This window comes from Pseudomonas cyclaminis (assembly GCF_015163715.1).
GTDB classification, from domain to species: Bacteria; Pseudomonadota; Gammaproteobacteria; order Pseudomonadales; family Pseudomonadaceae; genus Aquipseudomonas; species Aquipseudomonas cyclaminis.
Window position 1 is genome coordinate 39,302 of sequence record NZ_JADDUM010000036.1, and the last position, 21,342, is coordinate 60,643.

Below are 21,342 nucleotides of genomic sequence, written 5' to 3' on the forward strand. Positions count from 1 at the left end.
CCTGCATGAAACCGGCTACATTTAAGTTAAACAGGCACATCTGCGAGTTACTCCAGGAAGGGAAACTCCAACGATTCACCACTCTCGACCTTCGAGATGCCTACGCTCAGAAAATAGCCCCATCAGATATCGGTCTCGGTGAGCTCTGGAAATATGTATATGAGCAGGTCCGCCGCTTGAAGCATGTCGGATGGATTCGGCAAGATGAAGTGCGTCGAAAACGAGGACAGGTCTTTCACGTGCTAGACAAGCCAGAGCTTCTCTCTGTTGAACTCGTCGACTGCAATTTCATGAGTTGTTCCCCTCAGCAAGGTCAAAGCCCTACTGCGGGTATTCTTAAACCGTTTGAGGCGCCTTCCCAACGGCTTGAGACGTTGGCCAAAGAAATTCGGTTGGACTTGCTCACATCCATGGGCGAGGCTGAGCGGTATAAACAGCTCTTGAATGAAATGCCACAGCTGAAAGTCTGGGTTGAAGATAATTACATTGAGGCCCGCGATCGAAGCTCTCGGCTTCTTGGTCACCTCAAGGCTGTCGAGAAGACCTTAAAGTCGCTAGCCGCATGAATGTCTCTCTGCGCGCTTGGCAGGCTGCATGCGTTGATGCAGCTCTATCTCGTTATAAGCATTCTCCGCATTTTTTTTGCCAAGCAACCCCTGGTGCAGGAAAGAGTAGAATGGCGGCGGAAATCGCCCGTCAACTATTGCTCACCGGTGAGATTGATCTTGTGCTCTGTTTTGCTCCGTCCTGCCAAGTAGTAGAGGGATTGAGGAATACATTTTCAGGTGTGTTAAACCGCCAGTTTGATGGCCTATTAGGCTCTGTTGGTGTCGCCACCACTTATCAAGGCATGCATCATCAGGGTGAAGAATTCTGGAGGCTGCTTGATAAATATCGAGTCTTCGCAGTGTTCGATGAGATCCACCACTGTGCAGGCCATGACCCACTTTTTAGCAATTCTTGGGGGCAGATCATTCTGCAGAGGGTTCAAGACAGAGCTGCCTATACCCTTGCGCTGTCAGGCACACCTTGGCGGTCGGATGAGAGAGCTATCGCATTGGCAAGGTACTCAAATCCGGAGGGCCGCCTGATCTGCGACTTTCGCTACGGCATTGAGGAGGCGATATCAGACAAGGTATGCCGTCCTCCCCGTATCGTGCTGATCGATAACAATGCAATAAGACTGACAGAGCAAGTGGGTAACAGCTCAACGGACGTTGTTTATCCCAGCATTGCCCAGCTCCTCACTGAGTCTCCCGTTAATTTTGAGGACTTACTCTCTAACGATGAGATCGTGCAACAGACCATCGAATTGGGCTGTGAACGGCTAAATGAGATCCGGAAGGTCACCCCAAATGCCGCGGGCTTGGTGGTAGCGACTAACGTCCGGCACGCCAATCAGATTGCCTCTATTTTGATGGCCCGCGGTGAAAATTGTTTGGTCGTCACAAACCAGACTCCCGGGGCTCAAGGCCTTATTGATAAGTTTCGCAATAGCAATGATCGCTGGATCGTGGCAGTGGGGATGATTAGCGAGGGCACCGATATTCCAAGACTGCAGGTCTGCTGCTACCTCAGTAGGATTCGCACAGAACTACATTACCGGCAGGTGCTGGGGCGGGTGTTGAGGCGCATGGGAGATATTGATGAGCATGCATGGCTATATGCGCTTGCAGAGCCCCTTTTGCAACAATTCTCCCAGCGGATTGCCGAGGATCTTCCAGAGGATCTGGCCGTTCTGGATTATGTTCAAGGCGCCAGCTCGCGTTTTGCATGGGGAAAAAATAGTGAGCTCGAAGCACCTTTCGATGGCTCAACTGAAATTTCGATACACCGTGCAGTTCCTCAAGTAGAGGGTGAACTATCGTTCGTAGGGGATGTAGAGAGAAAAGGCCTCTACGAACTGGATATCTCGTCAAGCTTTCGAACAGAGATTCTTGCTTATTATTGAATTCCGGCACCGCACGATGATTGCTAGATCCTTCAGATCCTTCAGATCAGCCAGAGCAGCCTGGACCGGAACCCATAGCTGCCAGTCATTTGTGTCTACAGAGTCAGGGGCAATTCAATCAGAGGGCAGTTCAGCGGCACGCTCTGGGGCTCTGTAAATATTCTATAGCGAGGGATGGTGGTGCCATCGTACGTGTTTGTCGGTTCGTGAAGATACCTACGATGAGGAAGTATACCCGGCCTTCGAATGACTGACTGATGGGTTGCCGATTGCCTTCCTGACCGGCAGCTGTTGGCCGTTTTTTGTCTGTCGCGAAGGACGGCAACTGACCGTGAAGCGGTCAGTCATGACAGATAAAAAGCGACCAAGTGAAGTCGTTCGCTATGGGGATATGTATTTTTGAATAAGAGGCTCGTAGATACTCAATATGGAATTCGAGCGAGTTCTGATGCTGGTACGACCATACAAAGTGCTCCGCCAAAAAATTAAATTCCTAAGAGTTGCGCTCACAAGTACAGGGGGAAAGGGGGAAAGGGGGAAAGGGGGAAGCTTACACATAAGTAATATTCGCGGCAGCTTTCTGAAAGGCTTCATTGGTTATTCTCTATTCAGAAGTTAGTGAGAACCAGGAGATAATCATGAAAACACTCAAAGCACTTTTTGCCGTCACTATTTTGACCTTGTCGTCATTGGCCATGGCTGAAGGCGGCGGTGACCGCGTTTACGGTCGGATGATGCAAGAAAACCAACAGGCGATGGAGCAATATGCCTTGAAAAATGGTAAGGCCATCCCTGAGGTTGTTCATTATGAATATGGTATGAACCTCGATATTCAGAAGGTGGTCAGTGTCACGCAAGCCAACAAAACCTGTAGTGTTGCGCCTTCGCGCATGACCTATGAAGACTCGGCGGGCAGGCTTAATACCGTGGAGTACAAGATTATGGGTACCAACTGCCCACACGGAAGCTAACCCCTAAAGGTCATATCTACGTCAGATCATTCATTAGGCTTTTTAAGCATGCTTACTGGTCGCTGACATAGAAGTAATTTTCAGGTCACGCTGGAGTTATCTTTTGTATGAAATTATGTCTGCCGGCACTTAGAGGGAATCTCTACGTGCCGGTGGCTTTTTTATAATGATAAAAATATTTCATAAAGAAACTCTGCCAAGCTAAAGCCTGGAGTGTTAAATGAACAATAAAAGCTTTTATGGTCTTTCTCTCATTGCCCTTGGCATGAGCATGGGGCAAGTTGCAGTGGCCGTTGAGCAAAAGCCTGAGGGGTTCATTGAAGGGAGCACCTTTAGTCTTCTCAATCGTAATCTCTATTTCAATCGTGACTATCGAAAGGGCCAATCAAGTCCTACAGGCAATGGCTACGCTGAAGAATGGGCTCATGGGATTATTGGACGTTTTGAGTCGGGCTTTACCCAAGGCACCGTCGGGTTCGGCATTGATGCATTTGCAATGGTAGGACTCAAGCTTGATTCGGGTGATGGGCGCTCGGGGGCTAGAAGCTCAGTGGATGTCATGCCCTATAACAGCAAAGGCCAACCTGAAGACTCTTACTCAAAAGTAGGCGGAGCCGCGAAGGCTCGCTTTATGGATACGGTGGTCAAAGTAGGAGACGTCTTTCCATCCACGCCTGTCGTGGCATATGGCGATTCTCGACTGCTGCCAGAGAGCTTTAGGGGGGCAACGTTTACCAATACAAGCATTAAAGACCTGACCATTCAGGGGGGCCGGCTGCATGCGATGAGCCAACCCAATTCGAGCAGCATGCGTGACGGCTTTTCGACTTTCTATGCCGGTGCTGTTGATGCTCCGTGGATTGCTTACCTAGGGGGCGATTACACCGTTAATGAGCATGTTGGTGTGAGTCTTTACTCCAGCCAGTTTAAGGACGTTTGGAATCAGTATTACGCTGGCACTTCCTTTAGTTATCCGCTCTCAGACAACGTCGCGTTGATCGGTGGATTTAATTACTACCGCGCGGTCGACGAGGGTAAAAAACTCCTAGGCAGCTTTGATAACAATATCTGGAGCGGCAAAACCGGGGTCAAATTCGGCGTCCACACGGTGACCGTTGGCTATCAGCGCAGCAACGGCAATGACGACTTCGATTACCTGCGCCAATCGGACTCGATTTTTCTGGATAACTCCATCCAGTACAGCGACTTCAACTCACCGAAAGAGCAATCCTTGCAGCTACGCTACGACCTGGATATGCAAGCTTTCGGCATTCCGGGCCTAAGCTTCATGACTCGCTACGCGAAGGGGTGGGACGCTGATTACTCCAACGCGAACAGCGTGTACATGCGTCGCGGAGCAGATGGAGCGCCCTTGCAAGACCAAAAGCGTTGGGAGCGAGACATTGAGGCTAAGTACATCATCCAGTCAGGCTCTCTGAAGGACATGTCTCTGCGTGTTCGCCAAGCAACCACGCGTGCTACCGATTTCGAATCTGATTTGGATGAGGTCCGACTGATTGTCGAGTACCCACTGCAACTGCTTTAACTAGCGCAAACCTGCGGCACCAATTGTTCGATTACCAGATACACCCCGTCTCCTTGTTTCTCCTTTGGTTTGGGAGGCGGCTTAGGCGCCCTAGTGGCGCTTTTTTATGTGGATTGACATAAGGGCGGGACGTTCTGTTGTCAGTACTTGTGTTTGCCCCGCTTGGGAAATCTGCTAGCTAGGTTCTTTTGATCTGCTGATGGGTAATTGCACTGACTTGACCACCCGTTTGCATTTGACCTGACCAGCCATTTGCATCGGATTCGACCAGTACGTTTCTTGGTCATGGCCGGCAGAGAGCGACCAATTGCTGCCTTCGAGATTTTCACACAAGTCTTTGGACCGTCAGACTCGGTTGCCGCAGCCCGGCAGCACAAACCAGCGGTTGTTTGCGGCTCACTCGGGCACTTGGTAGCTAATGCCATTGGGGCCGGCCCGACTTTATGGCTGGCCACCACCGTGCGACTGGCCGTGTCGATCACAGAGAAGGTGCCGGCCTCGATATTGCTAACAAATACATAAGCGCCGTCGCTGCTGATGGCCACGCCGTGAGCACCCTTACCGGTGGTCAGGGTGGCGACAACGCTCAAGGTCTGCGGGTCAATCACCGAGACGCGGTCATCCGGCTCACTGCTGCTGCCCTGATTGGCTACGTAGACCTGGCGACCATCTGCCGTGGCATACATCTGAATCGGCGTTCTGCCGACGGCAACTTTACCTATCAAGCGTTGTGTTTTCGTATCGATGATTCCGAGCTTGTTCTCCGCGCTCAGCGACACATAGGCCTGCTGTCCATCTGGGGCGAAGCCGACTTGCACGGGGCCGTTACCAACGGCAATTTGCGTGGCTTCTTTCAGCGTTGCGGTATCGATTACTGAGACGCTGCCACTGCGCATATTGGCGACATACAGCATCTTGCCATCCGGGCTCAGGCGTAAACCATGGGGGAAACTACCGGTCTTGACAGTGCCGAGCTGAGTGCGTGCTTGTAGGTCAAACACCCGCACCAGATTAGCGGCAGAGTCGCTAACGAAAGCCCGCTGTCCGCTCAGGTCAGTCACCACGTGGGCAGGATGTTGCCCCGCCGGCAGGCTAAAGACCGGTTTATCTAGCGTGGCAGTGCTGAACACCAACAACTCACCCGCCTTCATGGCTCCTGTTTGATGTTCAGCATGCGTAGGCATGCCCACCACCAGTAGCAAGCGTCCATCGGCGCTTATTTGTAAATTATGCGGTGCAATATTCAGGGCCAGCGTTTTGACCACACCCGTGTCGAGCCTGACTTGGCTGATCGAACTGTCGCGCTCATTGGCCGTGTACACGGTGCCAACTGGTGCTGCCAGCGCTACGTTTAAAGCCAGAGCGAGACTGGAAGCCAAAAGCAGTTTGAACTTGAACATGAGCGCTGATCCTTTTAGCGAAACAGTGACTATTGCGACTGTTGTTCGGCGAGCAATCGCCTGCCTACCATGCTGCGCCGCCGCAACTAGTCGCTCATTGATCATGATCAACTACTCGGCATTGAGCACTACGGAAAAAGTAGTTATTGCTCACGGTAAGACGAAGCGAAACAGCTCAGCCGACTTGCCGGGAAACGTCAGTTTGAGCACAGCTTTGCTGCCTGCTGCGGCTTGGTAAGAGCCTTCCGCCAACAGCGCGTTGTCGCCGGAGGATGCCAGCGGCAAGACCTGCTTGGCACTGCCGTTCAAGAGCGTGACTTCGCCCAACGCACCGTTGCTGGTGATCGGGTTATAGGTAGCATCATGGCGCAAGCATTTTGGTTTGCTCGTCGGAAACGGACACATCGATCACGGTCCAGTCAGCTACCAGGCAATACGCTTTGCCCGGAAAATGCGCCTCAACAAACGACACCGCTTCGGCATCTCAGAACACTGCCGATCAAGCTGTTTCCTTTACCAACGAGTAAATCGATCAAGCCCGACATTTCCATACATTCCTCCGGGTTTGCCTAAGAAGAAATATGCCTTCGTTCTTACAACCTATCCGCATCGAGAAGGGCTTATTAGCCTCCGGCGTCGATCTCTATCAGCTGTGTTTTGGCGCATTGCCGATAGAGTTCGATCCCGGATTGATTATAAGGGTCGTCCTCTGTCCAATCAGAAAGCCAGACCGCTGGATGATATTGCGCATGCAACCAGGAGCCGTGCAGCAGTGACGGACACGATTACTTCATAGTCCGCTTCCTTGCGAGAGTTTAGATTCAACAGCGAGGCGCCGGCGGCGCATCAAGCGGTAAGCTGCCGGAATAACAAACAGGGACAGTAAGGGCGCGGTAACCATGCCACCGACCATGGGCGCGGCGATGCGGCTCATTACTTCGCTACCGGTACCGCTACCCAATAGGATCGGTAACAGGCCAGCAATGATGACGGCTACTGTCATGGCCTTGGGTCTAACACGCTGCACGGCTCCTTCGCTAATCGCTGCGATTAGTCCACGCTCAGTACTGTCGCCGGCCTCTACACGCTCGGCCCAGGCGTTTTTTAAGTAGAGCAGCATGATCACACCGAATTCGGCAGAAACACCCGCCAGAGCAATGAAACCGACGCCAGTAGCCACTGACAGGTTGAATCCCAGCAGGTAGAGGAACCACGCCCCACCGGTAAGGGCGAACGGCAAGGTGGCCATGATCAGCAAAGCCTCGTCGAATCGGGCAAACGTCAGGTACAGCAGTACGAAAATGATCAGCAGCGTGGCCGGCACCACCAGTTTGAGCCGTGCGTTGGCTCGTTCAAGAAACTCGAACTGTCCCGAGTAACTCAGGCTCATGCCTGGCTGCAGCTTGACCTGCTCACTCACAACCCGACGCAGATCGGCAACCACGGAAGCAATGTCCCGGCCACGCACGTCGATATACACCCATCCGGAAGGTCGGGCATTTTCGCTCTTGAGCATCGGCGGGCCTTCACTGACTTTGACCTTCGCCACGGTGCCAAGAGTGATCTGACTCCCCAAAGGGGTGTAGATTGGTAATTGCTCCAGGGCGCCGAGCGAGTCACGCCACTCACGGGGATAACGTACGTTGATCGGGAAGCGTGCGAGCCCTTCAATGGTCTCGCCAACGTTTTCACCGCCAATAGCACCGGCCACGATCGACTGCACATCAGCGATATTCAATCCGTAGCGGGCAGCGGCTTTGCGGTCGATATCCACATCGACGTAACGCCCACCGGTTAATCGTTCGGCCAGTGCCGAACTGACACCGGGCACGTCCTTGGCCGCGCGCTGGACGGCCTGCGTGGCTGCATCGATCTCCGTCAAGTTGCTGCCGGCAATTTTCACTCCGATCGGACTCTTGATCCCGGTAGCGAGCATGTCGATGCGATTGCGGATCGGTGGTATCCAGATATTGGTCAGGCCCGGGACGCGTACCACTCGATCCAGCTCTTCCACCAATTTTTCCTGGGTCATACCAGGACGCCATTGCTCGCGAGGTTTGAACTGGATAGTGGTCTCGAACATCTCCAGCGGCGCGGGGTCGGTGGCAGTTTCAGCGCGGCCGGCCTTACCGAAGACGTGTTCAACTTCGGGTACCGTCTTGATCAGACGGTCAGTCTGTTGCAGCAACTGCGCTGCTTTCTGCGCCGACAATCCCGGCAGAGCCGAAGGCATATAGAGTAAATCGCCCTCGTCCAGCGCAGGGAGGAATTCGCCACCCAAACGGGAGATCGGCCACAACGCGCTAAGGAAGACCAATAACGCGATCAACAGGGTGACTTTGGGCCGATGTAACACCGCATCCAGGGCCGGTTGATAGATCCTGATCAACCAGCGGTTCAGAGGATTCCGGTCCTCTTTGGGGATCCGTCCACGAATCCAGTAGCCCATCAGCACCGGCACCAGAGTTACCGATAGTCCTGCCGCCGCAGCCATGGCATAGGTCTTGGTGAAGGCCAATGGACCAAATAGACGACCCTCTTGGGCCTCCAGGGTGAACACTGGAATGAACGACAGAGTGATGATCAGCAGGCAGAAGAACAGCGCCGGTCCCACCTCCGCCGCCGCTTCGGTTATCACATGCCAGTGACGTTCGCCCTTCAACTCTTCCCCTGGATGGGCCACATGCCAGGCCTCAATCTTCTTGTGGGCGTTCTCGATCATTACCACCGCGGCATCGACCATGGCGCCGATGGCGATGGCGATCCCGCCCAAGGACATGATGTTGGCGTTGATCCCTTGGTAACGCATAACGATGAAGGCAATCAGCACCCCCACCGGTAAGGAGATGATTGCCACCAGGGATGAACGCAGATGCCAGAGGAATACTGCACAGACCAACGCGACGACGATGAACTCCTCGAGTAGCTTGTAGCTGAGGTTTTCGACGGCGCGATCGATCAGTTTGCTGCGGTCATAGGTGGTGACGATTTCCACCCCGGCCGGCAAGCTGCTTTTCAGGTCGTCCAGTTTGGCCTTGACCGCCGCAATGGTCTCACGAGCGTTCTTGCCGCTACGCAGAATAACCACGCCGCCCACAGTCTCACCCTCGCCATCGAGCTCGGTGATACCACGACGCATCTCCGGGCCCAACTGGATCGTTGCCACGTCGCCGAGGGTCACCGGCACCCCGCCGGCACCGAGCTTGAGCGGAATCGAACGAAAGTCATTGAGCGTCTTCAGGTAACCGGAAGCGCGCACCATAAACTCGGTCTCCGCCATCTCCAGTAACGCACCACCGGTTTCCTGATTGGCCTTGCCGATAGCCTCAGTCACCGCTGCTTGAGTGATGCCTAGGTTGGCCAGTTTCAGTGGGTCGAGCTGCACCTGATACTGCTTGACCATGCCGCCCACGGTGGCCACTTCCGCAACATTCGGTAGGGTCTTGAGTTCGAACTTGAGGAACCAGTCCTGCAAGGCGCGCAGTTGCGCCAAGTCGTGTCCGCCACTGCGATCCACCAGTGCGTACTGATAGATCCAGCCCACGCCTGTGGCGTCGGGTCCCAAGGACGGTTTGGCGGAAGCCGGTAGGCGGCTTTGGACCTGACTCAAGTATTCCAGCACCCGCGAGCGGGCCCAATATAAGTCCGTGCCGTCTTCGAACAACACGTACACGAAGCTGTCGCCGAAAAAGGAATAGCCGCGTACGGTCTTAGCCCCCGGCACCGAGAGCATGGTGGTGGCCAACGGATAGGTCACCTGGTTCTCAACTATCTGCGGCGCTTGTCCCGGATAAGGGGTGCGGATAATCACCTGAACATCGGAAAGGTCTGGCAATGCATCGATGGGCGTGCTCTGAACCGACCAGACGCCCCAGACCGTGACGAAGATCGTCGCCAGCAGCACCAGAAAGCGATTTGCCACTGACCAGCGAATCAGGGCGGCGATCATGGCTGGCCCCCTAGTTTTTCCAGGTGTTCAACGCGCAAACCATCATCGGTTTGGCTAACCGAGACCCTAACCTTCTCGCCAGTCTTGAGACCTTGAATGAGAGCAGGGTCAGCCAATGGGAAGGTCATGGTCATACCAGGCATGCCCAGCGTCTTGAACGGACCAAGGGCAATTGTTACGTCTTGGTTATTGATCTCGACGATCTTCCCATCCGCCTCATGAAAGCTGGAGGCTGCTGCGCTGGGTGGTGACATTTCCAGCGTGCTCGCAACAATGCCCTTGAGACTGGCCTCAGAGTCGAGCAGAAACTGTCCAGAGCTGACTACCTGCTGGCCTTCTTCCAACCCCTTTAACACCACCGTCTTGCCTTCGCTTTCCTGCCCGAGTTGCACTTCTATGGGGCGGTAGCGACCAGCGTCTTCGGCGAGCATCACCAAGACGCGTCGGCCGGTGCGAATGATTGCCTCGCTCGGCACCCACAGCACACTTTGTTCGGTCGAACGATTCAGGTGCACCTGGGCCGTCATACCCGGCCTGAGTCGCCCATCCAGGTTGGGCAGTTCGACCCGCACACGTACAGTTCGGCTGTCGGGATTGGTTTCGGGCAAAATCGCACTGACCGTGCCCTTAAGCACTGTGCCCGGAAAGGCTGGCAGACGTGCTTCGACCGCTTGCCCCATGATGATCGATCCAGTCTCCGACTCTGGAACGGCCACTGCCAGCCAGACGCTGCTCAAGCCATTGACTCGAGCCAGAGTCTCGCCGGCCGCCACGGTCATACCCGAACGTACATTCAACTCTTGCAGCACACCGCTTATGGGGCTGGTGAGCGTCAGGACCGGCTGGGTCTTGCCGCTTCGCTCCACTTGAGCAATCAACGTCGCGGGCATCCCGGTCAAGCGCAAGCGTTGGCGCGCTGCCGCCAGCAAGTCGGCATCGCCACTGCGTTTGAGTGCGAGAAACTCTTCCTGAGCAGCGGCCCACTCCGGGACCAGGATATCGGCTAAAGCCGCATGGGCTTTGAGCACATCGCCTGGAGCACGGGCATACACCCGCTCCACAAAGCCAGCAGTACGCGATTGAATCACCGCAACATCCCGCTCGTCGAATGCCAGCACACCGACCACGTCCAGGCTGGAAGCAAGCACGCCGCGAGTGACTGTGGCCAGTCGTAAGCCGAGATTCTGGGTCAGGCTGGGGTCAATACTGATGGCCGCACTGTCCGCTGCAGCATCAGCGTAGCGGGGCTTCAACTCCATATCCATAAAGGGAGATTTGCCTGGTTTATCGAATTTCTGTTGCGGCTGCATCGGGTCGTACCAATACAGTACTTTGCGTTCGTCTTGCGTTTTAGGGGCCTGTTCGGAGGTGGTCTCAGGCATTGCACTCATGCGCTGCTGAGCGAACCAATAACCGCCGGCAGCGCCCAAGGCAATCGAGAGGCCTGTCAGCAAAGCCCCTTTCCAGATTCGAGTGCTCATTGATTGGCGTCCCCATAAGCAAAATACAGGCGAGCACTGGTGAGGGCGCGCTGTTCTTCGAAGTCGATCTGTTTGAGGCGGGTCTCGATGAGTTCCCGTCGGGCCGCGATGACCGCCGCCAAGTCGCTTTTACCGGCGCGGTAGCTGGCCATGGTCAGCGCCACCTTTTCCTTGGCCAGGGGTAGCAGACTGTCCTGGCTGCGGCGCATGGCACGGTTTAGACGCTCGTACTCGGCCAAATCGTCCTCCAGTTGCTGGGTATGTTCACGTATGAGAGCCTCGCGCTCGGCCTCCAACTGATTCAGTTCGGCGTGTTTGGCGGCGATCTTCGGGTTTTGTCGGGAGTCGGGGAACAGTGGCAGGTCGAACGTGAACTGCACGCTGACCATGTCGCCGAACTGACGGCCGCGCCGCTGGTAATCAAGCTCCCAACTCCAGTCGGACTGCTTTTCCGCCTTGGCTTCACGGACCTTGGCCTGCGCTTCGCGAGTCATTGGAACGAACGCCGCCAGTGCGGGGTGATGTTGCAGCTTATGCGGGTAACCCGAAGCGTCGATGGGCCACTCGGGCAAGCTGCCGACGGGCTGGTCATTGGCGGCCGGACCTATCCAGCGTCTGAGAGCTGCTCTGGCTTGAGCCCGCAAACGGATCAGGTCGTCTTGTTGTTCCGCCAACTGAGCCGCCTCCTGTTTCGGCGTTACTGCATCGGCAGGCTGACCACGGCCTCCGGCGATCTGCGCCCGGACGGTATCAGCCAATAGACGGTTCTCCCGGTAAAAATCCTGAAAAAGCGCCTCTTTACGTTCGACGGAGTAGCTGCTGATCCAGGCTAATGCCGTGGCCTGACGAACGTTCAAGCGCTCGACACGGCTTTCGGCCGCGGCTCGATCTATTGACGCTTCCGCAACTTCAATGCGCGCCCTACGCTTGTCACGGTTGGGTACCTCCTGCATGACGCCGACCATCTGCATGGTCATGAAGTCCTGCTCGAGGCGCCAGCGGTCAGGGCCGCCGATGGGATAGTTTTGTACGCCCAGTAGGAGCTTCGGGTCGGGTAGTTCACCGGCTGGAATGGCGGCGCTGCTGGCCGCTTGCAGTTTGGCTGCTTGGGCGGTCAGTGATGGTGCATTGTTTTCAGCCAAGCGTAAGGCTTCGTCGAGTGTCAGGGGCGCAGCAAGACTTGGCAACGCCAGCACGCTTGCCGCCAGGGCCGCCACGAGGGGCCAACCGGTGCAGTAGCACTTGGAATTCATGTTCACGATTCCTGTGATGATCCACTGCGCGCCTCTCTAAACATGCGCACAGATATGCCATCCCGCGCCAGAGCAGGATGAGGCTCAGTGTGGTACAGGAATCAAGCGCGAGGCGGTCGCCACACCCCGGACGGGGTCTGAGTAGGCAGGGAGTCGCTGAAGATTGTCAGCATCTGAGGACTGGACAAACGGGTGGCAGGTTTCCCAAACGACACCTGTAGCAGACTGGCGCTCCTGCATTCCTGACCAGGTTTGCAGGGTTTGCCATGGTCGGAGGAGCTGCTCATCTCGACGCAGCAGTCCTGGTTCATATCAGCCATCATGGTCATGCCCGTCGTTTTCATCGGGCAAGGTTCTATCGGTGACTGAATACCCGCCATCCCGCTGAGGGGAAGCGCCAAGCTGATCAGGAAAATGAGGCAACACCGCAGATAGCGTTTCATGCGAAGGAGTTTAGTCGCAGGTAAAGGGATAAACCATTACGAATCTGTCAGGAGGAACCAGCCAGATAGCCCAGCAGGTCAACATGAGTCTCCTTGCCTAGAAACAAGGACTCGCTAAACAGCGAAGCCTGACTCCCTGAGCATGGAAGTAGTTAAAGCTCACAGAATACCGTTCGGATCACGTTTGATTGGTTTTACTATTAGTGTGGCCTCGGTAGCTGCCGTAGCTGCAAAGTAAGGGAGCCCACTAGCCTTTGTTTACACGGCCATGCTCAAAGGGTTCGATGAGCTGTCCAAGGTAATTTTTGGGGTAATCCTTTCCATGCAATCCGACCTCGGCTTGGCCTAGTTTCCCCAGACTGTCATAGAACGTGCCAAATATTCGGTCCCACACCATCAGAAACTCACCATAGTTGACCTGGGCGTCTTCAAAGTCGCGTCTGTGATGCCAGCGATGAATTTCGGCAACACCGATAATGTAGCGCAACCATCCCACCCGGTAGTCCAGGTTCGAATGCTGGAAGGCCAAGTGCACTGTTAGAACTCCAAACCAAGTGGCCACAACTGCGGAGGGTGCGCCTGATGCGAACAGGATCACCAGCCCCGGACTCGCCATAAGCACCGCGTGCAACGGATGTCGTCGCTCCCCGTTCATCCAATACAACCGCTCGGCGCTGTGATGTGGCATGTGAAAACGCCACAGCCAATGCACTCGGTGACTGATCCGGTGCATGACATATAGGCTCAGATCGAGTACGGCGATGACTAGTAGCAACTGCAGCCACAGCGGGCTCTCGATCGGAAAGAGACGAACCGAAGCTGGCACCGCATCACCAAGCTTGACCAGGACTCCAGCTGTGAATTGAATGACAGAAAGGTTCACCAACATGTGCAGCAGGTCTGTCGCGGTGTCGTGATGATCCTCAAGCCAAGCTTCTCGGAAAGGTTGGATGCGCTCCAAACCAGCAATGATCAAAAGTCCCACTGCAGCAACTAGGGGAGTCGTGGGCCAATACGGTACGCCGGTATACAGCGTCCAGATCATGAAGGCAGCAGAGCCGCCAAACACGAGTGGATAGCTCACCCACCGTAAGGCGAATCGTAGAAAGGAAGGCATTGCTCAGCTCCTAGATATGGAACCATCACAATATGTTAAGAGGTGAGCTTTCGACTTGAACGAAAGAGCTAAACCTCCTGGAGATGAACATCTGCCAAGGCGGATGACGGATCGATACCCAGTAGCGCCCGGAATGTCCGGGAGAAATGAGCCGAGTCTGAAAAGCCCGCCTCATGAGCCGCGTCGGTCAGCCGTACACCTTTTGCCAAATGCTGCAGGGCTTGCGTGAGACGTAACCATCTCGCGTAACTGCGAAGCGGCAGCCCCGTCTGCTCCACGAACCAATGAGAAAACCGCGTGGGGGATAGATGCACCACCGCGGCCAACTCTTCGCGTCCCATTTGGCCTCTGCTCAGCGCCTCAATGACCTTGATCAAGCGAGGATCTGGGGGCGGGAGATCGGGCAGTCGCAGTGCCTGGCGCACCCCGGTCCTAACCTGGAGATCAGTGTGTCCTGGCTCGTGCAGTGCGTCGACTATCGGCGCTACGTCCGCCGGAGTGATCCAAATCACCCTCGCTTCTTCCGCACCCCGCAGAGCGCGGGCTTCCTCGGACAGCGCATCCACATAGATCGACAGAACGTGACCGGCGCTCAGTTGGTGTTTCAAACCGGCCGGAATGAAGATGGCGCCCCCTGTTTGAATACCCATCGGGGTTTGAACCGATACAGTTGAGTCGAGGCCAACTGAGATCTGATGTGCTTGATGGAGGTGCCATTCTTGGTGACCGGCACGGCCATAAAAGACACCGATACCAGGGTCAACCCATGCATGACCCGCCCAGCGCACGGTCTCTGCTGTAACCCAGCTTTTCATTCTCTAGCTCGGCCTACTTCCACTTTTTTCCGTGCTGACTGCACACGTATAGTCATTCGGCATCTGACTGCGGCATCGTATTGATGCTGGGCCATGATGGGCTATTCGTGCGCCGACTCCCAATTTCTTTACCGTGCTTGCGCACCTGGATAGTTGAGAATTTTTGCCGACGCCGGTTCGACCGCTTTGCCACCGTTCGGGTAATGAACTTTTGTGATTAGTTTGCCGGGTACTCAGCGATCACTTGGTCAGTACCTGCTTTGCTCAGACCGATGACCTGATACGCATCCTGCTTCCCACCAGCCTCCATACCAGGCGAGCCTGCCGGCATCCCCGGCACAGCAATCCCAATAAGGTCATCGCGTTTGCTCAAGGCAACTATTTGCTCAGCTGGTACGTGGCCTTCAACAAATTTTCCGTTGATCACTGCGGTGTGGCAGGACGAGAGTCGTGGAGCAACACCGAGATCCTGCTTGACCGCGCTCATGTTGGTTTCTACATGATCAACGACGGTGAAGCCGTTAGCTTCAAGGTGCTGGATCCACTTCTTGCAGCATCCACAGTTAGCGTCACGATGGACGTCGATCGTCAGCGACTCTGCTGCATGACCAACTGAACTGATAAACAGAGCCGCGAACGCAGCGAGGCGAAGTGCCCGACCGGGACGAAGAAAGTTATTTCGCATGGGTATGCTCCTTCCCATCAGCGTGGGTATGAGTTTTTGGCTGAACGGCCGGAGTTGCAGGAGCGTCATGTGAAGCCTCCACAACCTGAGGATGGGCGTGTTTGGTACTTTCATCCTGAGAAGGCGCTGCGGCCGCCTCATGGGCATGGGCGCTGTTTCTCTCGCCATGATGGTCGCCTGCTTCGGCTATCTCTTCGGCTGCACCCGCATCATGATGCCCCGCGACAGCCCCTTTTTGGCCCTCATGCTGGCCTTCATGGTTATGCATTTTGCTCTCGCCGCCACCGTGTTGATGACCACCGCTGCTGGTTGCTAGAGCGTTGTATTGCTCTGCATCCAATGAAGGCAGCTGTTGGAGAAAAGCGACCATTCCCCATATGTAGGGATCGGCCATGCTTTTACCCCAAGCGGGCATGCCTGTGGATTTGATTCCATGCTTGATGATCCAGAAAGCTGCGGAAGGGTTTCCATCAACGCCCAGTTTTGAAAGATTCGGAGGTGCAGGGTAAAGGCTATTACTTAATTCGGTTCCTGCAATACCTGGAGCCAGATGGCAACCAATGCACATAGCGTTGTAGTTGCCAGCACCTGCGCGGATGAGAGCTTCTTCGCTCAGGTCGGGGACTTTAATATCGCGTGAGCGCACAGCAATCGAGCGATCCCGAGCAGTGGAAAGAAGTGAGTGAACGGGGCCGAAATGCGGATCATCCGCCCCAACATTGATCACACCAGAATACACCACGCCGGCACCTACTATTGCGGCGACCACCCCGGCAGCAGTCAATGTTTTCAATGTTCTTTTCATGTCAGGCCCTCAAAACCACATCCGAATACCGGCGACAAATCGCGCCTCGTTCGCATCCTCTCCTTCATCGCTGGCCAAGTCTGCCGTATTGCCGTAGGAGCGGCTCCAGCTAACACCAATATAAGGGGCAAATTGGCGAACAATCTCATAACGCAATCGGAGCCCTACTTCGGTGTTTGCCAATCCAGACCCAATGCCGCGTTGAGGATCATTTTTTCCGTAAAAATTGGCTTCGGCCGTCGGCTGCAAGATCAGGCGATTGGTCAGCAGAATGTCGTAGTCGCCTTCCAATCGAGCTGCGGTTTGACCGTTCTCACCGATGTAGGCAGTCGCTTCGGCTTCAAAGTTATAGAGGGCCATGCCCTGAATACCGAGCGCTCCCCAAGTTTGTGGTGACCCGGGCTTGAAGTCTTGTCGTACGCCGGTGACGACATCCCACCATGGACCGATGGAGTGCCCCCAAAGTGCTGAGAGTTCAGCGCTTTCCGTTACGCCATTGGTACGTTCGCCTTCCGAGCGCAACCACAGTCGATCAACGTCACCGCCGATCCATCCTTTTGCATCCCAAGCCAATGCACTACCGTTGTCAGCATCCTGGTACTCGAACTTATCCAGCAGCATGAAGGAGTTGAGTTTTTTGTCGTGGACACCATGACCAGCGACATCTGGAAAGGCGGCTGCACGGTCAGCGTCGGTAAGTACGGGGACTGGGGTTCGACTGGTGGTAGTCGCCCCTCCATCCATACTTTCCATTCCGTCCATTTTCCCGTCATCCATACTCATCTTGCTGTGATCCATAGCCCCCATCTTGCTATGGTCCATAGCTCCCATTGAGCCGTGGTCCATCTTGGAGTGATCCATCTCTTCAGCGGCGTGAGCCACGACAAAGAAAGCAGGACTGGTAGAAACTGCCAGTGCCATCAACGTTGGGCGTAAAAACTTCCTGGTCATGATCTCAATCTGCCTTTTTGGTTTTTTGGTCATGATCCATCGACTCATGGCTCATCTTGCTGTGGTCCATTGACCCGTGATCGGGCTTAGACTCGTTTGTCGCAGTTGCAGGCTTGCTCGTTGCTTTCGCAGGAGTAGCAGGTGAGTGATCACTACTATCTTCGACTGCCAGCGTCACGGACGAGAGTCCACCCATCAAGCCGACGGCAAAGAGGCAGCCGACCAGCGATTTACGATTTAGGTATGTGCTCACAGATCGTCTCCTTTACTCATCAACCCGTACTTCACGGAACATGCCCATTTCCATATGGAATAGCAGGTGGCAGTGATAGGCCCAGCGACCTAAGGCATCAGCAGTGACTCGGTAGCTGCGTTTGGTTCCAGGCGGCATGTCGATCGTGTGTTTGCGCACCATGAATTTGCCGTTCTCATCCTCAAGGTCGCTCCACATGCCGTGGAGGTGGATGGGGTGGGTCATCATGGTATCGTTCACCAGGGTGATGCGCAGACGCTCGCCATACTTGAGGCGCAACGGCTCGGCGTCAGAGAATTTGATGCCATTGAATGACCACGAGAACTTCTCCATGTGACCGGTCAGATGCAGCTCAATGGTGCGATTGGGTTCGCGGCCGTCAGGATCTTGGAAAGTGCTTTTCAGATCTGAGTAGGTGAGCACGCGACGGCCATTGTTCCGCAAGCCAATGCCAGGATCGTTTAGCTTCGGTGTCGGGCTCATGGCTTGCATGTCAACCAAGGGGTTATTGGTTTCGGAGGCTGGGTGAGTCTGCATTTCGCCACCCATGCCGCCCATGCCTGCCATCTTGCTGTGGTCCATGCCGGCCATGTTGGACATGTCGCCTTTGTCCATTCCCGCCATCTTGCTGTGGTCCATGCCGGCCATGTTGGGCGTGTCGCCTTTGTCCATGCCCGCCATCTTGCTGTGGTCCATACCGGCCATGTTAGTCATGTCACCGCTGTCCATGCCGGTCATCCCGGTCATCCCGGTCATGTTACTTTGGTCCATTCCGGCCATCTTGCTGTGGTCCATGCCAGCCATGCCTGACATGTCGCCGCCGCCCATACCAGCCATGCTGCCATGGTCCATGCCCGCCATACCGCCCATACCCATGTCATCCATGGTCAAAAGCGGCCGAGGATCAATCGCAGGTACCTGTGCCTTTAATCCTTCGCGAACTGCCAAGGTTCCACGTGCATAACCGGTTCTATCCATGGACTGGGCGAAGATTGTGTAAGCCTCTTCGCTGGCAGGTTCTACGATCACGTCATACGTTTCTGCCACGGCGATGCGGAATTCGTCGACGCTCACCGGTTTGACATGTTGGCCGTCGGCGGCCACAACGGTCATTTTCAAGCCAGGAATGCGGACGTCGAAATAGCTCATCGCCGAGCCGTTGATAAAGCGCAGGCGTAGCTTCTCACCCGGTTTGAAAATACCGGTCCAGTTACCGTTAGGCGCCTGGCCATTCATGAGGTAGGTATAAGTATCCCCACTGACGTCTGCGAGATCAGTGGGGTTCATTTTCATTTCAGCCCACATCTTCCGGTCGGCTACGGCAGATGACCAGCCTTCCTTGCTGACATCGTCGATGAAATCGCCAACGGTACGTTTGTGATGGTTGTAGTAGTCAGATTGCTTCTTGAGCTTCGCCATGACGCGACTAGGATCTTCGTCGGTCCAGTCAGTCAACATCACCACGTAGTCGCGGTTGTATTGAAAAGGTTCAGGCTCTTTCGAGTCGATAACGATTGGCCCGTAAACACCGGCCTGCTCCTGTAAACCCGAGTGGCTGTGATACCAGTAGGTACCGTTCTGATGAACCTTGAATTTGTACTCGTACATGCCATCGGGTGCGATGCCATGGAAACTCAAGCCAGGTACACCGTCCATGTTGGCCGGTAGGATGATCCCGTGCCAATGGATTGAGGTGTCTTGGTCCAGGCGATTTTTCACACGCAGTGTGACCGTATCGCCTTCGCGCCAGCGCAGCAAAGGTCCGGGCAACGAACCATTGATGGTCATGGCTGTGCGCGGCGAGCCAGTTATGTTTACAGGGGTTTCACCAATAAACAGATCAAATTCGTTGCCGGTGAGAACGCTCGGCAGACCAGGACTGGTCACTGCCCATACAGGAGTGCGCCACAGACCAAGGCCGCCAAGAATGCCACCAGCGGCCAGGCCTTTAACGAATGTCCGCCTAGAGGTTTTGGAATGCATGCCGTTTATGTCCAATCAGTCAAAAGGGAAGCCGTACGAAACAACCAATGAGTTGCCCGGATGAGCTTCGCCCACCGTCACAAAAAACGAACTCTTACGGCAAGCGAGCTCAGAAATTGCCACATTTAAACCACCACAGTGATTACATTTCTGTCAGCTTGGGAATGTACCCAGCTATTTAGCAATTCTTGTGGTCCATCGCTTTGGCTTGGCTTTCTGCGACGGGAGGTTGGGAGCTTTGCGTTTGAGCTACTTGGTACGACTCCATCGAATTATTCCTAGCCACTTCCATACGTGCGAACGCCCGGTCACCACCGCCTTCAGCCATAGCCAAAGAAGAGACGGTCAGGGCTGCGATGACGAACAAAGTTTTGATGGGGTTCATTTGAATTTCCTCGGATGAGTATTGGTAACCCCTCGAATCCACATCAAGTGACGATTCTTAGGGGAGAGCTTAAGGCTCAATAGGACTATAAGACTCATACCCTGTCAGGAACCTTAGGCCAATATTACAGTTGTGTCAGGTTGCGATATTTCTCTTGAGGAACACGCTATTTAATCCGTAAGGTCTCGATCTTCCAACGTTACACCGCTATTAACTGAGTATCAGTTGAGGCGCTTAACATTGTAAGTGTCCGATAGCTTTCAAGGTGCAGATGTTTTTTTAGTTTCTGCACTGGAACTGCATATGTGAGCCTGGATGCACCGCGTCAACACTTAAGTGTTCGATGCTCATGAAAAATAGCAACGCTACTGAGGGTGATTGAGTGTGAGTATTAATTTTGAGAAAGCGCTTGGCTCCGCAGAAAGAGCGTTAATTTTTCGTAGCCAAAGAGCTGAAATCTTGAGTAACAATATCGCAAACGCTGATACGCCGAACTTCAAGGCCCGAGATTTAGATTTTTCTACTGTGCTTTTGCAAAGCCAGACAAAAGAAACTCCTGCTACTCCGATTTCTTTGAAAACAACAAATGTAAAACACATTACCGGAAAAGAATCAGTAAATGATATTTACGGAGGTGCTTTGCTTTACAGCACACCAGCTCAACCTGCCATTGATCAAAATACTGTCGATCAGCAGGTCGAGATCGCAAAGTACACAGAAAATGGAATACGTTTCGACGCCGCTTTTACTAGGTTGAATGGAGCATTCAAAGGTTTGCTCAAAGCTCTGCGAGGTGATTAGTAGCGCAAGGGCTTGCGAGCGGTAATTGTGGCCGACGTGGCTGCTTCGGTACTTCCTGAGGGTTAACCAAGGGGAGCCCCTGTATACGGGGCTCTGACCATGGAAAGGTGCCAGCATTCAAGCACTGATCTGGGAAGGAAAACCTAACGCCTCGACAGCTTTACGAATCTGCTCTGGGCTTTCGCTGCTTTCAACACTCACCTTACCGGCTGACCGATCCACGGAAACGGTAGCTTCGTTGTCCAGTGACTGAATCGCTTTGGTGATTTTGCTGACGCAACTGCCGCAACCGATGCCTGATACATCTAAGACGAACATGGTTATTCCTCTCGTGCTGAGCGGTCTCTTTTCACCGCACCGATAGCATCAACGTTGACACGACGGCAAGGTCAACAGTTATATGTTTCGGGTTGTGAGTGTCATTGACGGGTAATTGCACAGACTTAATCACTCGTTTGCTTTTGACCTGATAAACGATTTGCAGCGTATTCGACCAGTACGCTTCTTGGTCATGGCCGGGAGAGAACGGTCAGAGGCGGACATTCCAGCTACT

Annotated in this window: 21 protein-coding genes; 5 read left to right on the forward strand and 16 right to left on the reverse strand. The window is 54.4% G+C overall.

Going from position 1 to position 21,342, the window contains the following annotated elements:
• The first annotated feature begins 5 nt into the window (after positions 1–5).
• The 4 genes from IQK56_RS05765 to IQK56_RS05780 all read left to right on the forward strand — a co-directional run bounded on the left by IQK56_RS05765 (position 6) and on the right by IQK56_RS05780 (position 4,468).
• Entirely contained in the window at positions 6–566 is a 561-nt protein-coding gene (locus IQK56_RS05765; RefSeq protein WP_193863586.1) for a hypothetical protein, read from the forward strand.
• The gene (locus tag IQK56_RS05770; protein ID WP_193863587.1) at positions 563–1,951 is read left to right on the forward strand and encodes a DEAD/DEAH box helicase; all 1,389 of its coding nucleotides are present in this window, start codon (positions 563–565) and stop codon (positions 1,949–1,951) included. The genes IQK56_RS05765 and IQK56_RS05770 overlap by 4 nt, the downstream gene beginning before the upstream one ends.
• Before the next feature lie 638 nt (positions 1,952–2,589).
• The gene (locus IQK56_RS05775; RefSeq protein ID WP_046487075.1) at positions 2,590–2,922 is read left to right on the forward strand and encodes a DUF2790 domain-containing protein; all 333 of its coding nucleotides are present in this window, start codon (positions 2,590–2,592) and stop codon (positions 2,920–2,922) included.
• Positions 2,923–3,142: 220 nt separating this feature from the next.
• On the forward strand, positions 3,143–4,468 hold the full coding sequence (locus IQK56_RS05780) for an OprD family porin (protein ID WP_193863588.1): 1,326 nt from the start codon (positions 3,143–3,145) through the stop codon (positions 4,466–4,468).
• 140 nt (positions 4,469–4,608) lie between these two features.
• Here the strand turns inward: IQK56_RS05780 and IQK56_RS05785 are convergent, their stop codons facing one another.
• From IQK56_RS05785 to IQK56_RS05845, 15 genes are all read right to left on the reverse strand, one after another.
• A complete protein-coding gene (locus tag IQK56_RS05785) occupies positions 4,609–5,868 on the reverse strand; it encodes a YVTN family beta-propeller repeat protein (protein ID WP_246500161.1) in 1,260 nt (419 codons plus the stop codon).
• Positions 5,869–6,018: 150 nt separating this feature from the next.
• Positions 6,019–6,240 (reverse strand): hypothetical protein, encoded by a 222-nt coding sequence (locus tag IQK56_RS05790; protein WP_193863589.1) that lies wholly within the window; start codon positions 6,238–6,240, stop codon positions 6,019–6,021.
• Entirely contained in the window at positions 6,230–6,340 is a 111-nt protein-coding gene (locus IQK56_RS31690; RefSeq protein ID WP_390620690.1) for a DUF6957 family protein, read from the reverse strand. Before IQK56_RS31690 ends, IQK56_RS05790 begins: the two co-directional genes overlap by 11 nt.
• A 318-nt stretch (positions 6,341–6,658) precedes the next feature.
• Positions 6,659–9,817: an efflux RND transporter permease subunit gene (locus IQK56_RS05795; RefSeq protein WP_193863590.1), complete on the reverse strand. Its 3,159-nt coding sequence runs from the start codon at positions 9,815–9,817 to the stop codon at positions 6,659–6,661.
• The gene (locus IQK56_RS05800; protein WP_193863591.1) at positions 9,814–11,298 is read right to left on the reverse strand and encodes an efflux RND transporter periplasmic adaptor subunit; all 1,485 of its coding nucleotides are present in this window, start codon (positions 11,296–11,298) and stop codon (positions 9,814–9,816) included. Before IQK56_RS05800 ends, IQK56_RS05795 begins: the two co-directional genes overlap by 4 nt.
• Positions 11,295–12,551 carry a TolC family protein gene (locus IQK56_RS05805; protein WP_172689356.1) on the reverse strand — a complete coding sequence of 419 codons (1,257 nt, stop codon included), beginning with the start codon at positions 12,549–12,551 and terminating at the stop codon, positions 11,295–11,297. Before IQK56_RS05805 ends, IQK56_RS05800 begins: the two co-directional genes overlap by 4 nt.
• Before the next feature lie 101 nt (positions 12,552–12,652).
• Positions 12,653–12,994, reverse strand: coding sequence for a hypothetical protein (locus IQK56_RS31065; protein WP_090401472.1), 342 nt, complete (start codon positions 12,992–12,994; stop codon positions 12,653–12,655).
• A 247-nt stretch (positions 12,995–13,241) separates the two neighbouring features.
• Positions 13,242–14,111 (reverse strand): sterol desaturase family protein, encoded by an 870-nt coding sequence (locus IQK56_RS05810; protein WP_193863592.1) that lies wholly within the window; start codon positions 14,109–14,111, stop codon positions 13,242–13,244.
• A gap of 68 nt (positions 14,112–14,179) precedes the next feature.
• Positions 14,180–14,926, reverse strand: a complete 747-nt coding sequence (locus IQK56_RS05815) for a helix-turn-helix transcriptional regulator (protein ID WP_246500162.1) — start codon at positions 14,924–14,926, stop codon at positions 14,180–14,182.
• Between the two features lie 217 nt (positions 14,927–15,143).
• Positions 15,144–15,611, reverse strand: coding sequence for a DUF411 domain-containing protein (locus IQK56_RS05820; protein WP_052966109.1), 468 nt, complete (start codon positions 15,609–15,611; stop codon positions 15,144–15,146).
• The gene (locus tag IQK56_RS05825; RefSeq protein WP_080370512.1) at positions 15,601–16,416 is read right to left on the reverse strand and encodes a c-type cytochrome; all 816 of its coding nucleotides are present in this window, start codon (positions 16,414–16,416) and stop codon (positions 15,601–15,603) included. The genes IQK56_RS05820 and IQK56_RS05825 overlap by 11 nt, the downstream gene beginning before the upstream one ends.
• Before the next feature lie 9 nt (positions 16,417–16,425).
• Positions 16,426–17,400, reverse strand: coding sequence for a copper resistance protein B (locus tag IQK56_RS05830; RefSeq protein WP_050683289.1), 975 nt, complete (start codon positions 17,398–17,400; stop codon positions 16,426–16,428).
• The gene (locus IQK56_RS05835) at positions 17,372–17,620 is read right to left on the reverse strand and encodes a hypothetical protein (RefSeq protein ID WP_177346273.1); all 249 of its coding nucleotides are present in this window, start codon (positions 17,618–17,620) and stop codon (positions 17,372–17,374) included. The genes IQK56_RS05830 and IQK56_RS05835 overlap by 29 nt, the downstream gene beginning before the upstream one ends.
• A 12-nt stretch (positions 17,621–17,632) precedes the next feature.
• Complete coding sequence (locus IQK56_RS05840) at positions 17,633–19,603, reverse strand: copper resistance system multicopper oxidase (RefSeq protein ID WP_193901598.1); 1,971 nt, start codon at positions 19,601–19,603, stop codon at positions 17,633–17,635.
• A gap of 178 nt (positions 19,604–19,781) precedes the next feature.
• Positions 19,782–19,988, reverse strand: a complete 207-nt coding sequence (locus tag IQK56_RS05845; RefSeq protein ID WP_050683287.1) for a co-regulatory protein PtrA N-terminal domain-containing protein — start codon at positions 19,986–19,988, stop codon at positions 19,782–19,784.
• A 384-nt stretch (positions 19,989–20,372) separates the two neighbouring features.
• Here IQK56_RS05845 and flgB point away from each other — a divergent pair, with 384 nt between their 5' ends.
• Complete coding sequence (gene flgB, locus IQK56_RS05850; RefSeq protein WP_077750531.1) at positions 20,373–20,789, forward strand: flagellar basal body rod protein FlgB; 417 nt, start codon at positions 20,373–20,375, stop codon at positions 20,787–20,789.
• Between the two features lie 117 nt (positions 20,790–20,906).
• Here the strand turns inward: flgB and IQK56_RS05855 are convergent, their stop codons facing one another.
• Complete coding sequence (locus tag IQK56_RS05855; RefSeq protein ID WP_019821359.1) at positions 20,907–21,107, reverse strand: heavy-metal-associated domain-containing protein; 201 nt, start codon at positions 21,105–21,107, stop codon at positions 20,907–20,909.
• Positions 21,108–21,342 lie beyond the last annotated feature (235 nt).

Excerpts from the sequence above, each read along its gene's own strand:
- IQK56_RS05765 (WP_193863586.1), top strand. The coding sequence starts at position 6 with ATGAAACCGGCTACATTTAAGTTAAACAGGCACATCTGCGAGTTACTC.
- IQK56_RS05770 (WP_193863587.1), top strand. The coding sequence starts at position 563 with ATGAATGTCTCTCTGCGCGCTTGGCAGGCTGCATGCGTTGATGCAGCT.
- IQK56_RS05775 (WP_046487075.1), top strand. The coding sequence starts at position 2,590 with ATGAAAACACTCAAAGCACTTTTTGCCGTCACTATTTTGACCTTGTCG.
- IQK56_RS05780 (WP_193863588.1), top strand. The coding sequence starts at position 3,143 with ATGAACAATAAAAGCTTTTATGGTCTTTCTCTCATTGCCCTTGGCATG.
- IQK56_RS05785 (WP_246500161.1), bottom strand. The coding sequence starts at position 5,868 with ATGTTCAAGTTCAAACTGCTTTTGGCTTCCAGTCTCGCTCTGGCTTTA.
- IQK56_RS05795 (WP_193863590.1), bottom strand. The coding sequence starts at position 9,817 with ATGATCGCCGCCCTGATTCGCTGGTCAGTGGCAAATCGCTTTCTGGTG.
- IQK56_RS05800 (WP_193863591.1), bottom strand. The coding sequence starts at position 11,298 with ATGAGCACTCGAATCTGGAAAGGGGCTTTGCTGACAGGCCTCTCGATT.
- IQK56_RS05805 (WP_172689356.1), bottom strand. The coding sequence starts at position 12,551 with ATGAATTCCAAGTGCTACTGCACCGGTTGGCCCCTCGTGGCGGCCCTG.
- IQK56_RS31065 (WP_090401472.1), bottom strand. The coding sequence starts at position 12,994 with ATGAAACGCTATCTGCGGTGTTGCCTCATTTTCCTGATCAGCTTGGCG.
- IQK56_RS05810 (WP_193863592.1), bottom strand. The coding sequence starts at position 14,111 with ATGCCTTCCTTTCTACGATTCGCCTTACGGTGGGTGAGCTATCCACTC.
- IQK56_RS05815 (WP_246500162.1), bottom strand. The coding sequence starts at position 14,926 with ATGAAAAGCTGGGTTACAGCAGAGACCGTGCGCTGGGCGGGTCATGCA.
- IQK56_RS05820 (WP_052966109.1), bottom strand. The coding sequence starts at position 15,611 with ATGCGAAATAACTTTCTTCGTCCCGGTCGGGCACTTCGCCTCGCTGCG.
- IQK56_RS05825 (WP_080370512.1), bottom strand. The coding sequence starts at position 16,416 with ATGAAAAGAACATTGAAAACATTGACTGCTGCCGGGGTGGTCGCCGCA.
- IQK56_RS05830 (WP_050683289.1), bottom strand. The coding sequence starts at position 17,400 with ATGACCAAAAAACCAAAAAGGCAGATTGAGATCATGACCAGGAAGTTT.
- IQK56_RS05840 (WP_193901598.1), bottom strand. The coding sequence starts at position 19,603 with ATGCATTCCAAAACCTCTAGGCGGACATTCGTTAAAGGCCTGGCCGCT.
- IQK56_RS05845 (WP_050683287.1), bottom strand. The coding sequence starts at position 19,988 with ATGAACCCCATCAAAACTTTGTTCGTCATCGCAGCCCTGACCGTCTCT.
- IQK56_RS05855 (WP_019821359.1), bottom strand. The coding sequence starts at position 21,107 with ATGTTCGTCTTAGATGTATCAGGCATCGGTTGCGGCAGTTGCGTCAGC.